This window comes from Paracoccus versutus (assembly GCF_029909795.1).
GTDB classification, from domain to species: Bacteria; Pseudomonadota; Alphaproteobacteria; order Rhodobacterales; family Rhodobacteraceae; genus Paracoccus; species Paracoccus versutus.
This window is the reverse complement of the sequence record NZ_CP038197.1, coordinates 374,338-393,171: the sequence shown is the minus strand read 5'-3', so window position 1 is coordinate 393,171 and position 18,834 is coordinate 374,338. Positions and strand designations below refer to the sequence as shown.

18 protein-coding genes are annotated in these 18,834 nt (G+C 70.1%); 11 read left to right on the top strand and 7 right to left on the bottom strand.

Translation table 11 applies throughout. The annotated features are described in order from the left end of the window. Window positions 1–56: 56 nt before the first annotated feature. Complete coding sequence (locus tag E3U25_RS12935) at window positions 57–1,334, top strand: NADH:flavin oxidoreductase/NADH oxidase family protein (RefSeq protein WP_116222690.1); 1,278 nt, start codon at window positions 57–59, stop codon at window positions 1,332–1,334. Beyond that, window positions 1,331–2,017, top strand: a complete 687-nt coding sequence (locus tag E3U25_RS12930) for a type 1 glutamine amidotransferase domain-containing protein (protein WP_116222689.1) — start codon at window positions 1,331–1,333, stop codon at window positions 2,015–2,017. Before E3U25_RS12935 ends, E3U25_RS12930 begins: the two co-directional genes overlap by 4 nt. A 60-nt stretch (window positions 2,018–2,077) precedes the next feature. On the opposite strand, the gene E3U25_RS12925 is transcribed toward E3U25_RS12930, so the two are convergent. The 4 genes from E3U25_RS12925 to E3U25_RS12910 all read right to left on the bottom strand — a co-directional run bounded on the left by E3U25_RS12925 (window position 2,078) and on the right by E3U25_RS12910 (window position 6,858). After that, window positions 2,078–2,224, bottom strand: a complete 147-nt coding sequence (locus E3U25_RS12925; protein WP_166435594.1) for a hypothetical protein — start codon at window positions 2,222–2,224, stop codon at window positions 2,078–2,080. A 185-nt stretch (window positions 2,225–2,409) separates the two neighbouring features. After that, window positions 2,410–3,231 carry a hypothetical protein gene (locus tag E3U25_RS12920; protein ID WP_140847845.1) on the bottom strand — a complete coding sequence of 274 codons (822 nt, stop codon included), beginning with the start codon at window positions 3,229–3,231 and terminating at the stop codon, window positions 2,410–2,412. A 176-nt stretch (window positions 3,232–3,407) separates the two neighbouring features. Next, on the bottom strand, window positions 3,408–4,709 hold the full coding sequence (locus tag E3U25_RS12915) for an NtaA/DmoA family FMN-dependent monooxygenase (protein WP_116222857.1): 1,302 nt from the start codon (window positions 4,707–4,709) through the stop codon (window positions 3,408–3,410). Window positions 4,710–4,782: 73 nt separating this feature from the next. Next, a complete protein-coding gene (locus E3U25_RS12910; RefSeq protein ID WP_116222687.1) occupies window positions 4,783–6,858 on the bottom strand; it encodes a TonB-dependent receptor in 2,076 nt (691 codons plus the stop codon). Between the two features lie 202 nt (window positions 6,859–7,060). Here E3U25_RS12910 and E3U25_RS12905 point away from each other — a divergent pair, with 202 nt between their 5' ends. Next, window positions 7,061–7,858 (top strand): IclR family transcriptional regulator, encoded by a 798-nt coding sequence (locus E3U25_RS12905; protein WP_072462555.1) that lies wholly within the window; start codon window positions 7,061–7,063, stop codon window positions 7,856–7,858. Here E3U25_RS12905 and E3U25_RS12900 read toward each other — a convergent pair whose 3' ends face one another. Next, window positions 7,859–8,656 carry an ABC transporter ATP-binding protein gene (locus E3U25_RS12900; protein WP_036755081.1) on the bottom strand — a complete coding sequence of 266 codons (798 nt, stop codon included), beginning with the start codon at window positions 8,654–8,656 and terminating at the stop codon, window positions 7,859–7,861. A 166-nt stretch (window positions 8,657–8,822) separates the two neighbouring features. Between E3U25_RS12900 and E3U25_RS12895 the strand changes: the two genes are divergently transcribed. From E3U25_RS12895 to E3U25_RS12875, 5 genes are all read left to right on the top strand, one after another. Then, window positions 8,823–9,683, top strand: coding sequence for a siderophore-interacting protein (locus E3U25_RS12895; protein WP_181180867.1), 861 nt, complete (start codon window positions 8,823–8,825; stop codon window positions 9,681–9,683). Between the two features lie 9 nt (window positions 9,684–9,692). After that, window positions 9,693–10,634 carry a Fe2+-enterobactin ABC transporter substrate-binding protein gene (fepB, locus tag E3U25_RS12890; RefSeq protein WP_116222856.1) on the top strand — a complete coding sequence of 314 codons (942 nt, stop codon included), beginning with the start codon at window positions 9,693–9,695 and terminating at the stop codon, window positions 10,632–10,634. Beyond that, window positions 10,631–11,647: a FecCD family ABC transporter permease gene (locus E3U25_RS12885; RefSeq protein ID WP_116222685.1), complete on the top strand. Its 1,017-nt coding sequence runs from the start codon at window positions 10,631–10,633 to the stop codon at window positions 11,645–11,647. The genes fepB and E3U25_RS12885 overlap by 4 nt, the downstream gene beginning before the upstream one ends. After that, the gene (locus E3U25_RS12880; protein ID WP_072462550.1) at window positions 11,644–12,693 is read left to right on the top strand and encodes a FecCD family ABC transporter permease; all 1,050 of its coding nucleotides are present in this window, start codon (window positions 11,644–11,646) and stop codon (window positions 12,691–12,693) included. Before E3U25_RS12885 ends, E3U25_RS12880 begins: the two co-directional genes overlap by 4 nt. A 151-nt stretch (window positions 12,694–12,844) precedes the next feature. Then, a complete protein-coding gene (locus E3U25_RS12875; RefSeq protein ID WP_083539140.1) occupies window positions 12,845–13,549 on the top strand; it encodes a Crp/Fnr family transcriptional regulator in 705 nt (234 codons plus the stop codon). 47 nt (window positions 13,550–13,596) lie between these two features. Here the strand turns inward: E3U25_RS12875 and E3U25_RS12870 are convergent, their stop codons facing one another. Continuing rightward, complete coding sequence (locus E3U25_RS12870; RefSeq protein WP_116222684.1) at window positions 13,597–13,830, bottom strand: hypothetical protein; 234 nt, start codon at window positions 13,828–13,830, stop codon at window positions 13,597–13,599. A 296-nt stretch (window positions 13,831–14,126) separates the two neighbouring features. Between E3U25_RS12870 and E3U25_RS12865 the strand changes: the two genes are divergently transcribed. The 3 genes from E3U25_RS12865 to E3U25_RS12855 are packed head-to-tail and all read left to right on the top strand — an operon-like array spanning window position 14,127 to window position 18,038. Beyond that, window positions 14,127–16,343 (top strand): pyridoxal phosphate-dependent decarboxylase family protein, encoded by a 2,217-nt coding sequence (locus E3U25_RS12865; protein WP_116222683.1) that lies wholly within the window; start codon window positions 14,127–14,129, stop codon window positions 16,341–16,343. Further along, on the top strand, window positions 16,340–17,251 hold the full coding sequence (locus tag E3U25_RS12860) for a hypothetical protein (protein WP_116222682.1): 912 nt from the start codon (window positions 16,340–16,342) through the stop codon (window positions 17,249–17,251). Before E3U25_RS12865 ends, E3U25_RS12860 begins: the two co-directional genes overlap by 4 nt. Further along, window positions 17,241–18,038 carry an adenylate/guanylate cyclase domain-containing protein gene (locus E3U25_RS12855; RefSeq protein WP_116222681.1) on the top strand — a complete coding sequence of 266 codons (798 nt, stop codon included), beginning with the start codon at window positions 17,241–17,243 and terminating at the stop codon, window positions 18,036–18,038. The genes E3U25_RS12860 and E3U25_RS12855 overlap by 11 nt, the downstream gene beginning before the upstream one ends. Here E3U25_RS12855 and E3U25_RS12850 read toward each other — a convergent pair. Then, complete coding sequence (locus E3U25_RS12850; RefSeq protein WP_052095879.1) at window positions 18,022–18,678, bottom strand: Crp/Fnr family transcriptional regulator; 657 nt, start codon at window positions 18,676–18,678, stop codon at window positions 18,022–18,024. The two genes, E3U25_RS12855 and E3U25_RS12850, sit on opposite strands and share 17 nt — an antisense overlap. Window positions 18,679–18,834 lie beyond the last annotated feature (156 nt).

The following is an 18,834-nucleotide window of genomic DNA, read 5'->3' as shown; positions in this document are numbered from 1 at the left end:
AACCTAGGTTCAAACCCTATATCCCGATGCGACACGACAAGAAAGGATCGCGCCGCATGCCGGATATGTCCCAATCCCCGCTGTTCCAGCCGCTTCCGCTGCCCAGCGGCCAGACCATCCCCAACCGCATCGCCAAGGCGGCGATGGAGGAGAACATGGCCGACCTACGCCACCTGCCGGGGGAGCGCCTGGGCCGGCTTTACCGACAATGGGCCGAGGGTGGCGCCGGGCTGATCGTCACCGGCAATGTTATGGTCGCGCCCGATGCGGTGACGGGGCCTGCCGGGGTTATCCTCGACGCAAGCCAGCCGCTGGCGCCGTTCAAGGACTGGGCGGCGGCGGGGCGCGTGAACGGGGCGCGGCTCTGGATGCAGATCAACCATCCCGGCCGCCAGGTCTTTGCCCGCACCGCGCCCGAGGCCATCGCCCCCTCGGCGGTGCCGATGCGAATGGAGGGCGCCTCGCGCCTCTTCGCGCAGCCCCGCGCCATGACCGGCGCAGAGATCGCCGAGGTGATCCGCCGCTTTGCCGAAACCGCCGCGCTGGCCGAACAGGCGGGCTTCGACGGGGTGCAGATCCATGCCGCGCATGGCTATCTGCTGAGCCAGTTCCTGTCGCCGCTGACCAACCTGCGGACCGACGAATGGGGCGGCAGCCTGGAGAACCGCGCCCGGCTGCTGGTCGAGATCGTCCGGGCGGTGCGCACGCGGGTCTCGCCCGGCTTCGGACTGGGGGTCAAGCTGAACTCCTCGGATTTCCAGAAGGGCGGGTTCGGGGCCGAGGATGCGGTCGCCGTGGTGCGGATGCTGAACGACCTGCCCGTCGACCTGGTCGAGCTGTCGGGCGGCAGCTACGAAAGCCCGGCCATGCATGGCCGGCCCGCCGCCGCCAGCACCGTGGCGCGCGAGGCCTATTTCGTCGATTTCGCCCGCGACGTGGTGGCGGTGGCGCATATGCCGGTGCTGGTCACGGGCGGGATCCGCCGCCGCGCCACGGCCGAGGCCGCGCTGGCCCCCGAGGACGGCCGCCCCGGCGTGGCCATGGTCGGCCTTGCGCAGGCGCTGGCCTGGGCGCCCGACCTGCCGAACCGCTGGCGCGCGGGAGAGGCGGTGGCCGAGGTGCCAGGGGTGCGCTGGAAAAGCCGCCCGCTGGCGAGCCTCGCCACCATGGCGCTGGCCAAGCTGCAACTGCGCCGCATGGGTGCGGGCAAGGCACCGACGCCCCGCGCCTGGGCGCCCGGCGTGGCAGTCCTCGACCAGGTCAGGACCGCCTGGCGCAGCCGCCGCTATCGCGCCTGGTTGCAGGCCCGCCAGCAAGGAGGCGAGAGCCCATGAAACGCATCCTGCATGTCGTGACCAATACCGCGCATTACGACGACCCGAGCCACCCCACCGGGCTGTGGCTGTCGGAACTGACCCATGCCTGGGACATCTTTGCCGCCCAGGGCCATGCCCAGCACCTGGCCAGCCCGCAAGGCGGCCGCGCGCCGCTGGAACCGCGGGCGCTGAGATGGCCGCTGCTGGACGCCTCGGCGCGGGCCTGGCGGGACGATCCGGCCCGGATGGCGCTGCTGGAAGAGACCGCCGCGCCCGACCGGATCGACCCGGCCGATTACGACGCCATCTATTTCACCGGCGGGCATGGGGTGATGTGGGATTTCCCCGACAGCGCCGGATTGCAGCGCATCACCCGCGAGATATGGGAGCGGGGCGGCATCGTCGGCGCGGTCTGCCACGGCTATTGCGGGCTCTTGAACACCCGGCTTTCGGACGGCCGGCTTCTGGTGGCGGGCCGCCGCGTCACCGGGTTTTCATGGCGCGAGGAGATCCTCGCCGGGGTGGCCAAGGCGATGCCCTTCGATGCCGAGGCCGAGATGATCCGCCGTGGCGCGCTCTACCGCAAGGCGTGGCTGCCCTTCGTCCCGCATGTCGTCGCCGACGGGCGGCTGGTGACGGGCCAGAACCCCGCCTCGGCCAAGGCCACTGCCCGGCACATCGCTCGGCTGCTGCGGGAATGATTGGGGAAGCGCCACGCTATGCCGCTGGGCCGGTGGGTCATGGCGAATGTCCTGCGGCCCTCATTCCGCCGAAGCGGCGCGGCGGAGCTGTCCTGCGAAAGCCAGGCGCTTCAGCGCCTCGGCCAAGGCCATGGCGAAACGGATCGCCCGGATGCTGCGCGGCTGAATGGGGAAGCGCCACACCATGCCGCTGGGCCGGTGGGTCATGGCGAATGTCCTGCGACCCTCATTCCGCCGAAGCGGCGCGGCGGGGCTGTCCTGCGGAAGCCAGGCGCTTCAGCGCCTCGGCCAAGGCCACGGCGAAACGGATCGCCCGGATGCTGCGCGGCTGATTGGGGAAGCGTCACACCATGCCGCTGGGCCGGTGGGTCATGGCGAATGTCCTGCGACCCTCATTCCGCCGAAGCGGCGCGGCGGGGCTGTCCTGCGGAAGCCAGGCGCTTCAGCGCCTCGGACACCTCCACCCGGCGATAGGTCTCGGTCGCCAGCCCCTCGGGCGAGCGCAGGGCCTGCCGGGTCTGCAGCGCCCTTTCCCGCTCTTCGGGGGCGATCTCGGCGTCGCAGGCGACCAGCCAATGCGCATAATCGTCATCGGCTTCCTTGATCGGGATGCCGCTGCTCGAGACCGCGCCGGGCGAACGGCGCATCGCGACGATCTCGGAAACCGGGCGCAGCACCTGCGCAGGATTGAACTCGGTGCGCTTGTCGGTCCCCGCGATCTCGACATCGCCGCCCGTCACCCGCCCCGTGGCGTCATAGACGAAGGCAGAGGCGATGCGGTCGAGCGCGGCCTCGACCTCTTTCGGGCGATGCACCACCTCACGCAAGGGGCGGTCGGGAACGGCGAGGCGGGTGATGCCGCGGTCGTTGATCGCATCTAGCACCTCGCGGTGATCGTCGGTACGCAGGATCACCTCGCGCCGGGCGGGCCAGAAATCATAGGGCGCATGGGCGCCGTGGCACTTGCCGATATGGAAGGCATAGATCTCGGGATAGACGGCGCGGCTGCTGCGGCGCGAGGGTTTCGCGTCGTAATAGGCCATCATCGCGGATTGCAGCAGGTGGGTGGCGCCGACCCCGCCCACGGGCTCGTCGATCACCAGGCCGAAACGGTCAAGCTCGGTCCAGCCGGGGAAAAGCTCGTCCAGCCCTGCGGGCCTGCCGCCGATGCGGATCGCGAACATGTCGGTGCGAAGCAGCGATACAACATGCATGATTCATCCTCCTGCACTGCGCTGGACCACTATAGGCGGCGCGGGCGGCCTGTCACCGGGCAATGAAGTTGCACGGGGCACGACCGTGACAGGCAGCCAGGCCCGCGAAACCGCCAGCGGGAGCGGATCGCATGGTCCCGATCCTGCACTCGCGCAGCTTGCGGCCGGGCGGCCGGTCATTCCTCCAGATGGCCGCGCAGGGTATCGGCCGAGTATCGCGGCCGGAACAGCCCCTCCTGCACCAGCCGCGGGATCAGCGCCTCCAGCAGCAGGTCCAGCGAGCGGATCGAGCCGCCCGGCACGGCGATGAAGCCGTCGATGGCGCCGGCGCGGAACCAGGCGGCGATCTCCCGGACCGCATCCTCGACCGTGCCGATCACCTGCCAATGCACCGAGGCCAGGATCTCGGGCCGGGCCAGCAGGTCGGCGGGCGTCGGGCGCTGGTCGCGCACGATGCGGCGCAGCGCCTCGCAATGGCTGGCGCAGCGGGACGAGCGGTGGTCGGCCGGCAGGTCCGCCGGGGTGATCGGCCGGTCCTCGGGCCAGTCCCGCAGGTCGAGGCCCAGGAATTCCTGGGCCAGCCGCATGCGCTGGCGGCGGTCGATCCGGGCGTGGGTGGCCAGGAACAGCGCCCGCGCCTCGTCCCGCGTCTTGCCCAGGTAAAGGCTCAGGCCCGGCAGCAGCCGCACGTCGCGGGGCTGGCGGCCATGGGCCAGCGCGCGTTCGGACAATTGCCGCCGCATCTCCAGCGCGGTCGGCATGTCGGGCGTCATGCCGAAGACCATGTCGGCGACCTGCCCGGCGAAATCCACCCCCAGGCTTGATCCGCCGGCCTGCATCAGCGGAATGTCCGGGCCGGGATATTGCGGCAGGTTCATCGGCCCGCTGACCTGGAACTGCGGGCCGTGGTGGTCGATGGGCAGGATCAGGTCGGTATCGGCATAGCGGCCGTTCTCGCGGTCGACCAGCAGCGCCTCGGCCGGGAAGCTGGCCCAGAGCCGGCGCACCACCTCGGTGAACTCGGCCGCGCGGGCATAGCGCGCCTCGGACGAGGGCATCTCGGGCAGGCCGAAATTCTCGTTGCCCTGCAAGGCGGTGACGACGTTCCACCCCGCCCGGCCCCGGCTGAGCCAATGCAGCGACATCAGCTGGCGCGCGGCGTGATAGGGATGGCCGAAGGTGGTCGAGATGGTCGTGACCAGCCCGATCCGGCGGGTTTCCCGCGCGATCGAGGCCAGAAGCAGGGTCGGGTCCAAGCTGGAAAAGCCGAAGGATTGCGCCATCACCGGCAGGGGCAGGAAGCTGGCGTCGGGGCGAAAGACGAAATCCATATGCGCCGCCTCGGCCCGCCGGGCCACGTCCAGCGCCAGGTCGCTGGAATAAAGCCCCTCGATGCCGCTGTCCCTGTGCCGCCAGCCTTCGCCGCTGAGCCATGTGGGCGCAACGGACATGCCGATGCAAAGTCTTGGTCGGAGCATCATTCGCCCTGCCTGCCTGTCAAAGAAGACCGGCGCCACGGGGGCGCCGGCCGGAATTGCGCGGTGCAGCCGCCTAGAAGGTGCCGCGGATGCCGATGCCGACCATGCGCGGCGAGGTCATGCTGCCCTGGGTAAAGACCACATTCCCCCGCGCCGCTTCAAGCAGCGTCGGCGTGCGTTCGTCCAGAAGGTTGTTGACATAGCCGTAAAGCTCGACCCGGTCGTTGACACGGTAGCTGGCATTGACGTCGACCAGGGTAAAGCCGTCCACCGCATAGGCCGGGGTGTTGGCGGTGTTGGAATAATAGCCGTCGATATAGCGCAGCTGCCCGCCCAGGTTCAGCCGGTCGGTCGCATCCCAGCTGGCGCCCAGCGTCAGCATCTTGCCGGGCGCACGGGCGAATTCGTTGCCCTCGTAGGCGGGCATCTGGTCGAAGCGCTCGAACTTGGTATGCAGCAGGCCCATGCTGCCGCGCAGGGTCAGCGCATCGGTCGCGCGCCAGTCCGCGGCCAGCTCCAGCCCGTAGGCGCGGGCATCCTGCGCGTTCACGGTCTGCAGATAGGTCACGCCATTGACCAGATGCGCGATATTGTGCTGCGCATCGCTGTAATCCATGTAGAACAGGTTGCCGGTCAGCATCAGCCGCCCTTCCAGCAGTTCGGCGCGGGTGAACAGCTCGTAGTTCCAGACGGTCTCGGCGTCGAACTCGGTCCATTCCTTGGAATAGCCGAAGTCCAGCGAGATGCCGCCGGGGTTATAGCCCTTGCTGACCAGCGCGCCGACGCTCCAGTCCGGCGTCGCCTGATAGGCCAGGGTCAGCCTGGGCAGCAGCGCGTCGAAGGTGTGGTCGTAATCCACGTCGCTGTTGGCGAACAGCGGCGAGACGTCGCCCTGCCGGCGGATGTGGTCGCGCTGATAGCGCAGGCCCGCCGACAGCGTCCAACGCTCGTCCATGCGCCAGTTCACCTCGCCGTAAAGGCCCAGGTTCGACTTCTCGTCGCGGAAGGTCGAGATGCCGCCCTGGTTCAGCCATTCGTCCTGGTCGGTGAAGGCGACATAGATGCCGGCCACGCCGCTGAGCCCGTCGGCCGGCGTGCCGAAGGTCAGCTTGCTTTCGTTCGAGTAGTTGTCCTGCGCGACATTCGCGTCGCCCATGGTCGGCGTGCCGACGCGGCGCTCGACATCCGAGGTCGAATATTGCGTCCTGCTGCTCAGCACCATGCCGTTGCCGATGTCGTAATCCACGTCGAGGATCGCGGTGTCGGTGGCCTGGTCCCAGCCCGGCATCCAGGTGGCGATCGATTCCAGCTCGTCATAGGGTTCCGAGGCCCCCTCGGCGCTGGGGCGCTTCATCCGGCTGTGGCTGTAGGTCAGCTTGGCGGACAGGCCCGGCAGTTCGGCCGGCTGCCACAGCAGCTTCAGCCGCGCATTGGCGTTCAGGAAGTCCTGCCCGATCTCGTTCTGGATGAAGTTCGAGCCGACATAGTCGATGAAGGTGTCGCGGGCCGAATAGTCCAGCGAGACCCGCGCGGCCAGTTCCTCGGTGATCGGCCCCGACCACATGAAGGATGCGGCGCGCTGGTTGTAGTTGCCGCCTTCCAGCCGATACGCGCCCTCGGGGGTGAAGCTGGGATCCTTGGTGTTGACGATGATCGCGCCGGCGATGGCGTTCGCGCCCTGCGCGGTGGTCTGCGGGCCGCGGAACACCTCGACGCCGTCCACGTCCCAGGTCGAGGTCGCGCCGAAGTAAAGCTCGTTATAGCTGAGATAATGGCCGTCGAGGTTGATGGTCGCGCGCGGCACCGATCCGGCGAAGAAGGCGTTGGCGCCGGTATGCGGCCCCTGCGCGTCCTGGCCGCGGATGACCGGCGTGCTGACGTTGTCGGTATAGAGCACGTTCGGCGTGCCGGCGATGACGCCGCGGACCTCGGCCTTGCCGGGCTTTTCCTTTTCCAGCTCCTCGGCCGTCACCACGGAAACCGAACTGGGGGTCTCCATCAGGTCGCGGGTGATGGTGTCGCCGGTGATGATGACCGTCTCCAGCGTGATGGCTTCGGCGGGGGCTTCCTGCGCCTGCAGCGGCGCTGCGACCAGAAGCGTGACCAGGCTGACCCCTTGCGTCAGCCGCCTGCGATGATTCTTGGGCATGGGTTCCTCGGGCTTGTCGGCAAAAGCGCGGGCTGGCAGGGGAACCTTGCTGGCGGCATGCGTGCCACATTGCGCAATGCATTCCGCATGTCAATCACATAGCGCGCCCGCCCCTTTGCCATCGCCGCCGCGCCGCGCTAGTGTTGCGCCGCTGCCGCACGCCCGATCCGCGAGCCAGCCGCAAGCGCAGGAGAAACCGCCCATGATGGAGTTCGAGCCCTTCCTTGACGAGGATGCGAAGCTCTCGGGGCAAAAGCGGTCGGGGACGATCCAGTCGATCACCATCGCCATGCGTTTCCTCAACATCCTGGCCGGGGCGGAACGCGCCCTGCCGCTGGCCGAGATCGCGCAGCTGTCGCGCACCGGCCGCTCGACCGCGCATCGCTACATGCAGAGCCTGGTGAAAGAGGGGCTGGCGGTGCAGGATCCCGCCTCCAGCCGCTATGACCTTGGCCCGGCGGCGCTGAGCCTGGGCGTCGCCGCGCTGCGCCGGGTCGATGCGGTCGAGATCTCGGGCACGCAGATGAAGCAGCTGACCGAGAATCACGGGCTCAGCTCCGGCGTCTGCATCTGGACCGAGCGCGGCCCGACCATCGTGCGCTGGTATCGCAGCGCGCATTTCGCCATCACCGCCGTCAGCCTTGGCGACGTGCTGCCGGTGGACAACACCGCCTGCGGCCTGGTCTTCCAGGCCTTCCTGCCCCGCGCGCAGATCGAGGCCGCACGCCGCCTGCAACCGGCCAGCTTCCGCGGCACGCCGCCCGGCAAGGCGGCGATCGACCGCATTCGCGCCGAGGGCTGGGCGGAACTGACCAGCCACCTTCTGTCCAACGTCACCGGCCAGGCCGCGCCGGTCCTGGATGCGCAGGGCGAGCTGGTCTGCGTCGTGACCACGGCCGGCAACCTGGGCAAGCTGGATTCGCCCCAGGCGGGGCTGGCGCTGCGCGACGCGGCGCGGCTGATCAACCGCGCGACCGGCGGGCAAAGCACCTTCGACTGATCAGCCGCCGCCCAATTCGCCGCGCGGACGCGGGATCACCATCGGCCGCCCGGTCAGCGGATCGGGCTGCACCAGCGCATCGAGGCCAAAGACCTGCCGCATCAGCGCATCGGTGACGATCTGGTCGGGCGCGCCCTCGGCCACCACGGCGCCATCGTTCATCGCCACCAGATGCGAGGCATAGCGAAAGGCCAGGTTCAACTCGTGCAGCACCGCGACCACGGTGCGGCCCTGCGCGTTCAGCCCGGACAGAAGCTCGAGCAATTCGACCTGATGCACGATGTCCAGGAAGGTCGTCGGCTCGTCCAGCAGCAGGATGCCGGTTTCCTGCGCCAGCGCCATGGCGATCCAGACGCGCTGGCGCTGGCCGCCCGACAGCTCGGCCACCGGGCGCCCGGCCAGGGGCAGCGTGCCGGTGGTTTCCAGCGCCGCGCGCACGGCGCGCTCGTCCTCGGGCGACCATTGCTGCAGGAAGCCCTGGTGCGGAAAGCGGCCGCGGGCCACCAGCTCGGCCACGGTCAGCCCGTCCGGCGCCACGGGCGACTGCGGCAGCAGCCCCAGCCGCCGCGCCACCTCGCGCGAGGGCAGGCCCAGGATCGCCTTGCCGTCCAGCACCACCTGCCCCGCATCGGGCACCAGCAGCCGCGCCAGGGCGCGCAACAGCGTCGACTTGCCGCAGGCGTTGGGCCCGACGATGGCGGTGAACGACCCGTCCGGTATCGCCAGCGACAGGTTTTCCGACACCACCCGCGCCTGGTAGCGCAGCGTCACCGCATCGGCATGCAGGCGATGGGACATTCCCGTTCCTTCCCTTGGGCCGCCTTTTTCCGGCGGCATGTGTATTGCATTGCGGAATGCGCTCTGCAATATGGTTTCAGCCATTGCGCCGGAGCCCGGTCCGGCGATCAGCCATCCCTGCTTTTCAGACCAGCGCCCGCGACATGCTGCAGGCGGAAAGGATGCCATGGCCAGCCCGAACACGGAATCCGTCGAAGATCCTGACGACCTGCTGTCGCAGCAGGATCACATGCGCGACATGGATCGCGTCCAGCTGGAGGTGGCCGAGATCCGCCGCCCCTTTCCCTCGGTCGCGCGGGTGGTCGGCCGCATCGACGCGGCGGACCCCGCCGCCTGGCTGCCCGCGAACCTGGCCGTCCGCATCGAGGTCGAGACGCCCCAGGACCAGCGGCCGGTCTCGCGCATCTACACGGTCCGCAGCTTCGAGCCCGCCAGCGGCACGGTCGAGATCGACTTCGTGCTCCATGACGACGACAGCCCGGCGATGCGCTGGCTGAAGGCCGCCCGCGCCGGCACGCGCGCCTGGATGATCGGGCCGCGCCAGCACCTGGTCCCCGGCCACGCCCCCGGCAAGCGCGCGGCGATCTTTGCCGACGAAACCGCGATCCCCGCCGTCCACGCCATCCTGGGCGCATGGCCGCAGGGCACCCCCGGCAGCCTGTGGATCGAGACCGCCGAGCGCGGCGCATTCGAGGAACTGCCGCGCCTGCCCGGCATCGACTATTACCTGATCCGGCGGGACCGGCCCGCGGGCACCACCGGCGCACTGCTGGCCGCCGCGCGCAACGCCATCACCACGCCCAAGGGCTGGACGCTCTGGGCCGCCGGCGAGCGCCAGGAGATGCGGGATCTGCGCAGCCATTTCCGCGCCCTCGGCCTGGCCCGAGAGGACGTGCGCGTCTTCGGCTACTGGAAGCACGGCGCCAGCAGCTCCGAGATCGACCGCATCCGGCTGCGCGAATATGCCGAGATCCGCAAACGCGGGCTGCGGCTGGAAGACCTTGACGACGCCGAACTGCCGATCTGAGGAATGCCCATGCCCACACGCCTCGCCCCGCTGCTCCTTGCGCTGATCCTGCCCGCCGCGGCGCTTGCCGACGAAGGCTGGCCGCGCAGCATTCCCGACGCCCTGGGCGAGGCGAAGGTGGCAGCGCCTCCGCAGCGCATCGTCTCGACCTCGCCCAGCCTGACCGGCATCCTGCTGGCCATCGACGCGCCGCTTGCGGCCACCGCCTCGGCCATGGTCGGGCCGCTGACCGACCACAAGGGCTTCTTCACGCAATGGGCCGCCACCGCCGACCAACGCGGGGTCGAGCTGCTGTATCCGAACCTGAATTTCGACATCGAGGCGCTGATCGTGCAGGAGCCCGACCTCGTCGTCGCCTCCTCCGTCGGCGGCGACAGCATCCTGCCCTATCTCGACCAGCTGCGCGCGCAGGAGGTGCCGGTGATCGTGCTGGACTATGCCAACGACGGCTGGGAGAAACTGGCCCACAGCCTGGGCCGCGCCACCGGGCACGAGGCCGACGCCGCCCGCATGACCCAGGATTTCGCCCGCCGGGCGGCCGAGGCGAAGGCGGGGCTGTCCCTGCCGCCGGGCGATGTCAGCATCGTGTCCTACAATTTCTCGGGCACCTATTCGGTCGGCAAGCCCGAAAGCCCGCAGGCGCGGGTGCTGGCGGCGCTGGGGTTCTCGGTCGCGGGCCTTCCCGACGAGATGCGGGGCGAGGTCTCGCGCTCGGCCGATTTCGATTTCGTCTCGCATGAGAACCTGCCCGCCGCGATCACCGGCGACAGCGTCTTCCTGCTGAACGGGACCGAGCAGACGGTGCGCGAATTCAGCGCCGATCCGGTGCTGGCCAACCTGCCCGCAGTGCGCGAGGGCCGGGTCTATCCGCTGGGGCCGAACTCGTTCCGGGTGGATTATTACTCGGGCCTGCAGATCATCGAGACGGTCGCGCCCTATTTCGCCAAATGACGCCGCTCTTGCGCCCGGCGCCGGCAGGGCGGCAATACGCGGCCGGAGCGGCGGTGCTGGCGCTTCTGGCGCTGGCAAGCCTGGCCGTCGGCTCGCGCCCGGTGCCGCCCTCGCAGGTGCTTTCGGCGCTGTTCGGCTTCGACCCGGCGAACGACCTGCATCTGGTGGTGCGCGCGCTGCGGCTGCCGCGCACGCTGCTGGCGATCTTTGCCGGCGCGGCGCTGGGGCTGGCCGGGGCGGTGATGCAATCGGTGACACGCAACCCGCTGGCCGAACCGGGCCTGCTGGGGGTGAATTCGGGCGCGGCCATCGCGGTCGTCTTGGGGGCCTCGGCCTTCGGGCTGACGCAGATGGCGCAATATGTCTGGTTCGGCTTCCTGGGCGCCGGGCTGGCGGGGGTCGCGGTCTTCCTGCTGGGCCGGGCGCATGAAAGCGGCACCGACCCGGTCCGGCTGGTGCTGGCGGGGGCCGGGATCTCGGTCCTGCTGGGCGCGGCGGCGAGCCTGGTGATCCTGAACTCGGGGCTCGAGGTGCTGGACCTGTTCCGCAACTGGGGCTCGGGCGCGCTCGAGGGGCGCGGGCGGGCCGTGGCGGCGACCATGGGCGTGGCGCTGGCGCTTGGCGGCGGGCTGGCGCTGGCGCTGGCGCCGGGGCTGAACGCCATGGCGCTGGGGCATGACAGCGGCCGGGCGCTGGGGCTGCGGCCGCAGCGGTTCTGGGCGCTCGCCTGCCTGTCGGTGATGATCCTGGCCGGCGCCGCGACGGCCGCGGCCGGGCCGATCGGCTTTGTCGGGCTGGTCGCGCCGCATCTGGCGCGCGCCGTCACCGGGCCGGACAACCGCCGGGTGCTGCCGCTTTCGGCGCTGTTCGCGGCCTCGGTCCTCTTGGGCGCGGACATCATCGGCCGCGTCGTCGCGCCGCCGGCCGAGGTCGCGGCCGGCATCGTCGCGGCGATCCTGGGCGGGCCGTTCTTCGTCCATGTCGTGCGCCGCTTCCGGCTGGCGCGGCTATGATCCTGCCCGAGACCCGCGTCCTGCGACTGGGCCGCGCCTCGCTGCTGTGGCGGCCGCGCGCGCTGGCGGTCTGCCTGGCGCTGCTGCTGCTGTGCCTGGTCCTGGCGCTGCTGCTTCTGGGCACCGGCACGGTGCGGCTGTCGCCGGCGCAGGTGGTCGAGGGGCTGGCCGGCACCTCGGGCGAGACCACGGTGACGCGGGTGCTGCGCGGCATCCGCCTGCCGCGGGTGCTGACGGCGGCGCTGGTCGGCGCCTCGCTGGGCATGGCCGGGGCGGTGTTCCAGTCGCTGTCGCGCAATGCGCTGGGTTCGCCCGACGTGATCGGCTTCACCACCGGGGCGGCGACCGGGGCCATCGTGCAGATCGTCCTGTTCAACGCCGGCACCTTCCAGGTCGCCTCGGCGGCGGTGGTCTCGGGCCTGGCGACGGCGGTGGTGGTGCTGGCGCTGGCGCGACGCCGGGGGACCGAGGGCGGCTATCGCCTGATCCTGGTCGGCATCGGCGTGGGCGCGGTGCTGACCGGGGTCAACAACATGCTGATGGTGATGGGCAACCTCGACCGCGCCATGTCGGCGCAGATCTGGCTGGCCGGATCGCTGAACGCGCGCAGCTGGTCGCATGTCTGGCCGGCCCTGGCGGGGCTGGCGCTGTTCGCGCCGCTGCTGGTGCTGAACGCGCGCCGCCTGGCCGTCCTTGAGCTGGGCGAGGGCATGGCGGCCCAGCTGGGCCTGAACATCGCCCGCACCCGCGTGCTGCTGGTCATCGCCGCCGTCGGGCTGACCGCTGTGGCCACCGCCAGCGCCGGCCCCATCGCCTTCATCGCGCTGGCCGGGCCGCAGATCGCCCGCCGCCTGACCCGCGCGCCCGGGGTGCCGCTGCTTTCCGGCGCATGGACCGGCGCGGCGCTGCTGCTGGCGGCGGACCTGATCTCGCAGCGCGCGCCGCTTGGCCTGCTCTTGCCCATCGGCAGCATGACCGGATTGTGCGGCGGGCTCTACCTGGTCTGGCTGCTGGGACAGGGTGGCGCGGGGGCCGGCAAGCGGTGAACCTTTGTCCGGCCATCCGCAGAAACAGGGGATCTCCTCATGCACGAGGCGCGGGCAACGCGCGCGGCCGTTGCAGCAAGGCTTGACCCTTTCTCGATGATGGACAAGCCTGTGGCGGGCGCCCTGCGCGCCGTTCGATACCGGGAATTTCATGCAAGTTGCTGTTTCCATGGCCGAGTGCCGGCAGACCCTGCTGTCCTTTGGCTGGCTGGCGCAAAAGCCGGGCGCGTTCCAGTCCGCCCTTCTCGACGAGGCGAGGCTGCGCCATTACGAGGCCGGCCAGTATACCCATCACATCGGCGACGGCCTGGGCGGATTCTACGGGATCGTCCGGGGCAGCTTTGCCGGGCTGGGCCCAACCCCGGATGCCGGCATCGCCATGGGGCATATCTTCCGGCGCGGCGACTGGGTGGGGGAAGGGCCGATGGTCTCTCGCCAGCCGCGGACCCTGTCCTTTCGCGCCATGGAGCCTGCCGCGGTGCTTTACGTCTCGCTTGCGGCCGTGGACAGGATTTGCCGGCGCCTGCCCGAGGCGGCGCTGCATTTCGGCTCTCTTTCGGAATACAACCTCGACATAGCGGTCCGCTGCATGGCCGACTTGCTGATCCGGCGGGCGGATCGCCGGACGGCGGCGGTGCTTTTGCGCGTGGCCGGCACGGGCCCCTGCGAGGACGCGCCCGAGACCTGCCGGCTGACGCAGAACGACCTGGCCGAAATGGCCAACGCCTCGCGCCATATCGTGAACGAGACGCTGAAGAAGCTGGAGGCCCTCGGCTGCATCGAGGTCGGCTATGGCCGGATAACCGTGCTGAGGCCACAGGGCCTGCGCGCCTATGTCACCGGGACCGAGGGCTGATACCCCGGCCATCCGCTCTCGGCCGGGCCTTCTCAGGCCCTGTCCTTTCAGGCCACGTCGCGCATTCGCCCGCGCTCCAGGCCCTCGGTGCCGGAAAGGGCGTCCTTGGCCATCTCGGGCGTCACCCGGCCTTCGGCGCGGCCCGCAGCGATCTGGCGCAGCCTTCCCTTGATGGTCTTGATGTCGGTGGGCAGGTCGTCGTGGATAAGCTGCAGCACGACCCATCCGATGGTAAAGGCGATCATGTCGGGATTCCGGGTATGGCGAAGGTTTTTGCTCATAATCGCGCCTGTGCAAATCTGGTGGGGACAAGGGGCGCCCGTGGGCGCCGTCTCCGGGTATAAGCGGACGGCGGATGGCCGGAATGTTGAGAATTCGACATTTCGGAAAATATGCGGCCGCCGCCCTGCCCGGTTCCTGCCCGGCTCCTGCCCCGGCCGCGGGCGATGCGGCCCGCGGAAGCCCGTCCAAACATTGGGGAAAACGGCGCGGCTCATGCAACTGCATGTTGAAAAGGCCGAACGCTCGGGCCATGGTGGTCCCATCTTCCTGCTCCCGGCGATCCTGCGAGGCGTCCATGACCGGCAAGGCCAATCCCGACCTGATAGATTCGCTGGACCGGATCGCGCGGGAGGGGACGGGGCTGTTGGGCGCGGCCGGGGTCGCGCGGGCGGGCGCGCTGCCAGCATGGTTCCTTGGCCCCAAGGCCGAGAACGAGGCGGTGCTGCGCGAACTGGTCGGGATGGCGATTTCCGGCCATGTCGCCGCCCGGCGGGACTATGCGCCGCAGGATCCCCGGCTTGGGCCGGACCGCGTCTTCGAAAGCGACGCCTATCGCGCCACGGTCGAGCGCATGCGCGCCTGTCTTGCCGAGATGATCGGCAAGCTGGCCGGGTCCACGCCGCTTTCCAGCTATCGCAACCAGTCGCACATGTATTGGGACATCACCCTGCCGGGGGTTGCGGGCTATATCGCGGCGCTGCTCTTCAACCAGAACAATGTCGCGGCCGAGGCCTCGCCCGTCACCACCTTGCTCGAGATCACCGTCGGGCGCGAGTTGTGCCGGATGGCCGGCTTTGACGATGCGCAGCGCCCGCCCTGGGGCCATGTCACCTGCGACGGCAGCGTGGCCAATGCCGAGGCGATCTGGGCGGCGCGCAACCTGAAATACCTGCCCTTCGCGGCGGCGGAGGCGCTGCGCGAAGTGCCGGCCCTGGCCGCGGCCCGCGGGCTGGAGGTGCGGACCGGACAGGGGCAGGCCCGGCTGCTGGAGCTGGACGCCTGGGGGCTGATGAACCTGCCGGTGCGGACGGTGCTGGACCTGACCGGCGATCTTGCCCGGTCGGCCGGGGTCGAGCCCGAGGCGGCGGTCGCCGCGCTGGCAGGCCGCACCGTGCAGGATCTGGGCCTGGCCGAGATGCACCGCCGCCATGCCCCCGACCTGCCGGTGCCTCTGATCCTTGCCCCGGCGACGGCGCATTATTCCTGGCCCAAGGGCGCGGCGCTGCTGGGCCTGGGGCGCGCCGCGCTGCGCAGCGTGCCGGTGGACGACAACGGCCGCATGGAGATCGGCGCGCTGGAGCGGATGCTGGCGGAATGCCTGGACCAGCGCCGGCCGGTCATGCTGGCGGTCGCCGTGCTGGGCACCACCGAGGAGGGCGCGGTCGATCCGCTGGACCGCATCGTCTCCCTGCGCGAGGCGTTCGGCGGCCGCGGCCTGGGCTTTGCGCTGCATGCCGACGCCGCCTGGGGCGGCTATTTCATGTCCATGCTGCGCCAGCCGCCGCTGGGCAGTTCGGACCCCAACCACATGCTGGACATCGACGACGACGACGCGCCGCCCGGCATGCACCTGAACCCGCGGGTCGAGGCGCGCCTCGAGGCGGCGCGGCATTGCGAGACGCTGACCGTGGACCCGCACAAGGCGGGGTTCATCCCCTACCCCGCCGGCGCGCTTTGCTATCGCGACGGCGCGATGCGCGATCTGGTCAGCTTTGCCGCGCCGGTGGTCTTTCACGACGGCGTGGTGCCGACGGTCGGCATCTATGGCATCGAGGGCTCGAAGCCCGGCGCCGCGGCGGCCTCGGTCTGGCTGTCGCATCGGGTGATCCCGCCCGACCAGTCGGGCTATGGCCGGTTGCTGGCGAAATGCATCTTTGCCAGCCGCCGCTTCTATGCCGCGCTGCGGGCCGGGTTCCCGGCCGACGGGCCGGTCGCCGTCACCCCCTTCCAGCGCCTGCCGGCCGAGCGCCGCGGCCTCGACCCCCAGGCCGTGGCCGAGCAGGAGCGGCGGCTGCACGACGAGATCGCCTGCCTCGACAACGATGCGCTGGTCGACCGGCTGCTGGCCGATCCGACGCTGATGGCGTTGTTTCGCAGCATCGGCTCGGACACCAGCATCGTGCCCTATGCCTTCAACTTCCGCAGCGAGCGCGGGCTCAACACGGACCTGGGGCTGATGAACCGGCTCAACGACGCCATCTTCCGCGCGCTGAGCCTGGAAGAGGCGCCCGTTTCGGGACCGCCGCCGAAGCCGATGTTCGTCACCGCCTCGGAATTCGATCCCGCCGTCTATGGCGAGGGGTTCGTCGCGCGCTTCGCCCGGCGGGCCGGGGTCGAGCCGCAGCCGGGCATGGGCGTGCGCTTCCTGATCTCGACCCAGCAGAACCCGTTCCTGACCGCGACCGAGGACGGGGATTTCATTCCGCGGCTGATCGCGATCCTGCGCGAAACCGCCACCGAGGCTGCCGGGGAAATCTGCCGGGCCGCCGGATTGCGTCTGAAGAAAGGATGAAGATGGATCATTGCCCCGAACACGATCCGGCCGGGCCGCCGATCAGCAACATGGCGCATCAGCACGCCTTCACCATCGTCGGCGCCCAGACGCTGTTCGGCGTCCACATGACGCAATACCATACCGAGATGCACAAGTATCAGCTGGTGCTGCGCTTTTCGGTCCCGGCCGAGGTCGCCGCCGCCCTGCGCGAGATCCGGGCGCGTTATCCGCGCGACATCTTCGTGCTGGCCAACGACGAAAGCGACGAGTTCAACATCCCCTCGGTCGCGGCCGGGCTGAAGCCCACCTTCACCGGCAACATCTTCCAGGGCATCCCGCCCTTCGGTCCCGAGGACGAGAAGGATCCGCATTTCTTTCCCTGGCAGCTGACGCGGGTGCGCCCGGTCTTCGGCAAGATCCCGGTCACGGTCGAGCGCGTGGTATATTTCCGGCCCTTCTCCCATGCCGAGCCCCTGCCCGAGGTCGCGCATTACCTGATGTTCGGCCGCGGCGCCGAGGCGCATATGACCGACCTGCAGACCGCGCCCGTCGCCCTGGCCGCGGACGGCGGCATGCTTTTCGGCCCCGGCTACGACCATGTGCTGAGCCTGGCGGGGACGCCCCACTGGATCGCGCCGGACATGCTGGAGGCGGGGATCGTCGTCACCGTGCCCTCGATCCCCTTGCGCGGCCCGGACGGGCGGGCGCATATCCCCTGCGCCATCCCCATGGCCGAGGGCGAGGCGGTGGTGCTGGATTATCGCGGCCTGCCGCGCGACCCGCCCCTGACCGCCGTCGCCGGCCCCTCGTTCTTCTGCGCCACCGCGGTCTGCAACAGCGAGGGGCTGGACGTCTGCCCCGAGGATCAGTCGATGCACGCCTCCGAAACCCCCGACGAATACCTGGTCAGGCCCGATGTCCGATAGCGCCTCGCAGCCCGAATTCGGCAACGAGCAGCTTTGGCTGCAGATCTTTCGCGACGGCCACCCGGTGCTGATGGGCAAGCAGCGGCGCTACCGGCGGCTGCCGGGCCTGCCGCGCTGCAAGCTGTGCTTCGCGCCCTTCGGCGGCTGGGGCGGCTGGGTGGCCCGGCGGATCGGCCTGCGCCCGTCGAACCGCAACCCGCGCTTCTGCAACGCCTGCGACAGGTTCATCGAGCAATTCCCCGGCGGCGCCGAGGTGCCGATCAGCATCCTGTTCTGCGACCTGCGCGGCTCGGTCGCATTGGGCGAAAGGCTGGGCGCGGCCGCCTATGCCGCGACGGTGGCGCGGATGCGCGACACGGTGGTCGCGGCGCTGTGGCAGCATGACGGCTTCGTGCTGGAGTTCCAGGGCGATTCAGTGATCGGCGTCTGGCCGCCCGGCTTTTCCGGCAAGGACCATGCGCTCAAGGCCGTCGCCGCCGCCCGCAGCATGGCCCGGACGCTGGCGCGGCAGGAGGATGCCGGCGACGATCCGATCCGCGCCGGCATCGGCCTGCATACCGGCACGGCCTTCCTGTGCACCTTTTCGGCGGCCAGCGGCCTGCTGCAAGAGGTCGGCGCCTTCGGCCAGGCGATGAACATCGCGGCGCGCCTTTCGGCCCTGGCCGAGCCGGGGCAGATCCTGGCCACCAGGGCCGTCTGCGACGCCGCGCGGCAGGCGCCCCCGCCGCTGCGCCAGGTCACGCTGAAGGGCATCGACGACCCGGTGGAGATCACGGCTCTGGCCTGATCTGCTCGCCCGTGTCCAGCGCGGCGGCCAGCCTGGCGCGCGAGGGCACGTGCAGGCTGCGGCCCCGCCTTTCCAGCACCCCCAGCCGGGCAAGCCGGCTCATCTCGCGCGAGACTGCCTCGCGATGGGTGGCGATGCGGGCGGCCAGCTCCATATGGCTTGGCGCCGGGTCCAGCAGATGCGGCCCGTCGCCCGGCGCGGCCAGCAGGCGCAGCAATTCGCGCACCAGCCTTTCGCGCACCAGGAGCGTGCCGAATTCATAGACCCGCTCGGACAGGCCGCGGATGAGGCCGACGAAATGCAGGTGGATCGCACCGGCAAAATCCGGCTCTCGCATCAGCCGCTGGAAATCCTGGGGCGAGACCCATGCCGTGCGCCCCGCATCCCGCGCCACCACGCTGGTCGAGCGCGCGCCGCCGTCGATGGCGGCCAGGATGCCGACCAGGTCGCCGGGCACGACACGGGAAAACAGGACCATGCGCCCCTCGGGCGAATGGGCCAGAACGTCGGCCTCGCCCGCCAGCATCAGGAAGACGCGCCGGTCCCGGTCGGCCTCGCGGATCAGTTCGGCGCCGGCCGGGTGGCTGCGCTGGTGCGCGGACGCCATGAACATCGCCCGCGCCTCGCCGGTCAATTGCATCGCCTCTCTCCCATTGCGCGAATGATCCACAACCGGCGCGATTATTCCCCGGCGCTGTGGCAAATGCCACTGCGCCGATTCGCGGAATGCGCGAAACAGGTCTTACCCAAGGCGGCAACGCCGCGGACCATTTCAGACCCGCGATTTCGGAGGAAA

What these genes read in the sequence shown, in the direction of transcription:
- E3U25_RS12935 (WP_116222690.1), top strand. Translation starts at nt 57, where the DNA reads ATGCCGGATATGTCCCAATCCCCGCTGTTCCAGCCGCTTCCGCTGCCC.
- E3U25_RS12885 (WP_116222685.1), top strand. Translation starts at nt 10,631, where the DNA reads ATGACGCCGCTCTTGCGCCCGGCGCCGGCAGGGCGGCAATACGCGGCC.
- E3U25_RS12895 (WP_181180867.1), top strand. Translation starts at nt 8,823, where the DNA reads ATGGCCAGCCCGAACACGGAATCCGTCGAAGATCCTGACGACCTGCTG.
- E3U25_RS12920 (WP_140847845.1), bottom strand. Translation starts at nt 3,231, where the DNA reads ATGCATGTTGTATCGCTGCTTCGCACCGACATGTTCGCGATCCGCATC.
- E3U25_RS12850 (WP_052095879.1), bottom strand. Translation starts at nt 18,678, where the DNA reads ATGCAATTGACCGGCGAGGCGCGGGCGATGTTCATGGCGTCCGCGCAC.
- E3U25_RS12910 (WP_116222687.1), bottom strand. Translation starts at nt 6,858, where the DNA reads ATGCCCAAGAATCATCGCAGGCGGCTGACGCAAGGGGTCAGCCTGGTC.
- E3U25_RS12865 (WP_116222683.1), top strand. Translation starts at nt 14,127, where the DNA reads ATGACCGGCAAGGCCAATCCCGACCTGATAGATTCGCTGGACCGGATC.
- fepB (WP_116222856.1), top strand. Translation starts at nt 9,693, where the DNA reads ATGCCCACACGCCTCGCCCCGCTGCTCCTTGCGCTGATCCTGCCCGCC.
- E3U25_RS12925 (WP_166435594.1), bottom strand. Translation starts at nt 2,224, where the DNA reads ATGACCCACCGGCCCAGCGGCATGGTGTGGCGCTTCCCCATTCAGCCG.
- E3U25_RS12930 (WP_116222689.1), top strand. Translation starts at nt 1,331, where the DNA reads ATGAAACGCATCCTGCATGTCGTGACCAATACCGCGCATTACGACGAC.
- E3U25_RS12855 (WP_116222681.1), top strand. Translation starts at nt 17,241, where the DNA reads ATGTCCGATAGCGCCTCGCAGCCCGAATTCGGCAACGAGCAGCTTTGG.
- E3U25_RS12905 (WP_072462555.1), top strand. Translation starts at nt 7,061, where the DNA reads ATGATGGAGTTCGAGCCCTTCCTTGACGAGGATGCGAAGCTCTCGGGG.
- E3U25_RS12915 (WP_116222857.1), bottom strand. Translation starts at nt 4,709, where the DNA reads ATGCTCCGACCAAGACTTTGCATCGGCATGTCCGTTGCGCCCACATGG.
- E3U25_RS12875 (WP_083539140.1), top strand. Translation starts at nt 12,845, where the DNA reads ATGCAAGTTGCTGTTTCCATGGCCGAGTGCCGGCAGACCCTGCTGTCC.
- E3U25_RS12870 (WP_116222684.1), bottom strand. Translation starts at nt 13,830, where the DNA reads ATGAGCAAAAACCTTCGCCATACCCGGAATCCCGACATGATCGCCTTT.
- E3U25_RS12860 (WP_116222682.1), top strand. Translation starts at nt 16,340, where the DNA reads ATGAAGATGGATCATTGCCCCGAACACGATCCGGCCGGGCCGCCGATC.
- E3U25_RS12880 (WP_072462550.1), top strand. Translation starts at nt 11,644, where the DNA reads ATGATCCTGCCCGAGACCCGCGTCCTGCGACTGGGCCGCGCCTCGCTG.
- E3U25_RS12900 (WP_036755081.1), bottom strand. Translation starts at nt 8,656, where the DNA reads ATGTCCCATCGCCTGCATGCCGATGCGGTGACGCTGCGCTACCAGGCG.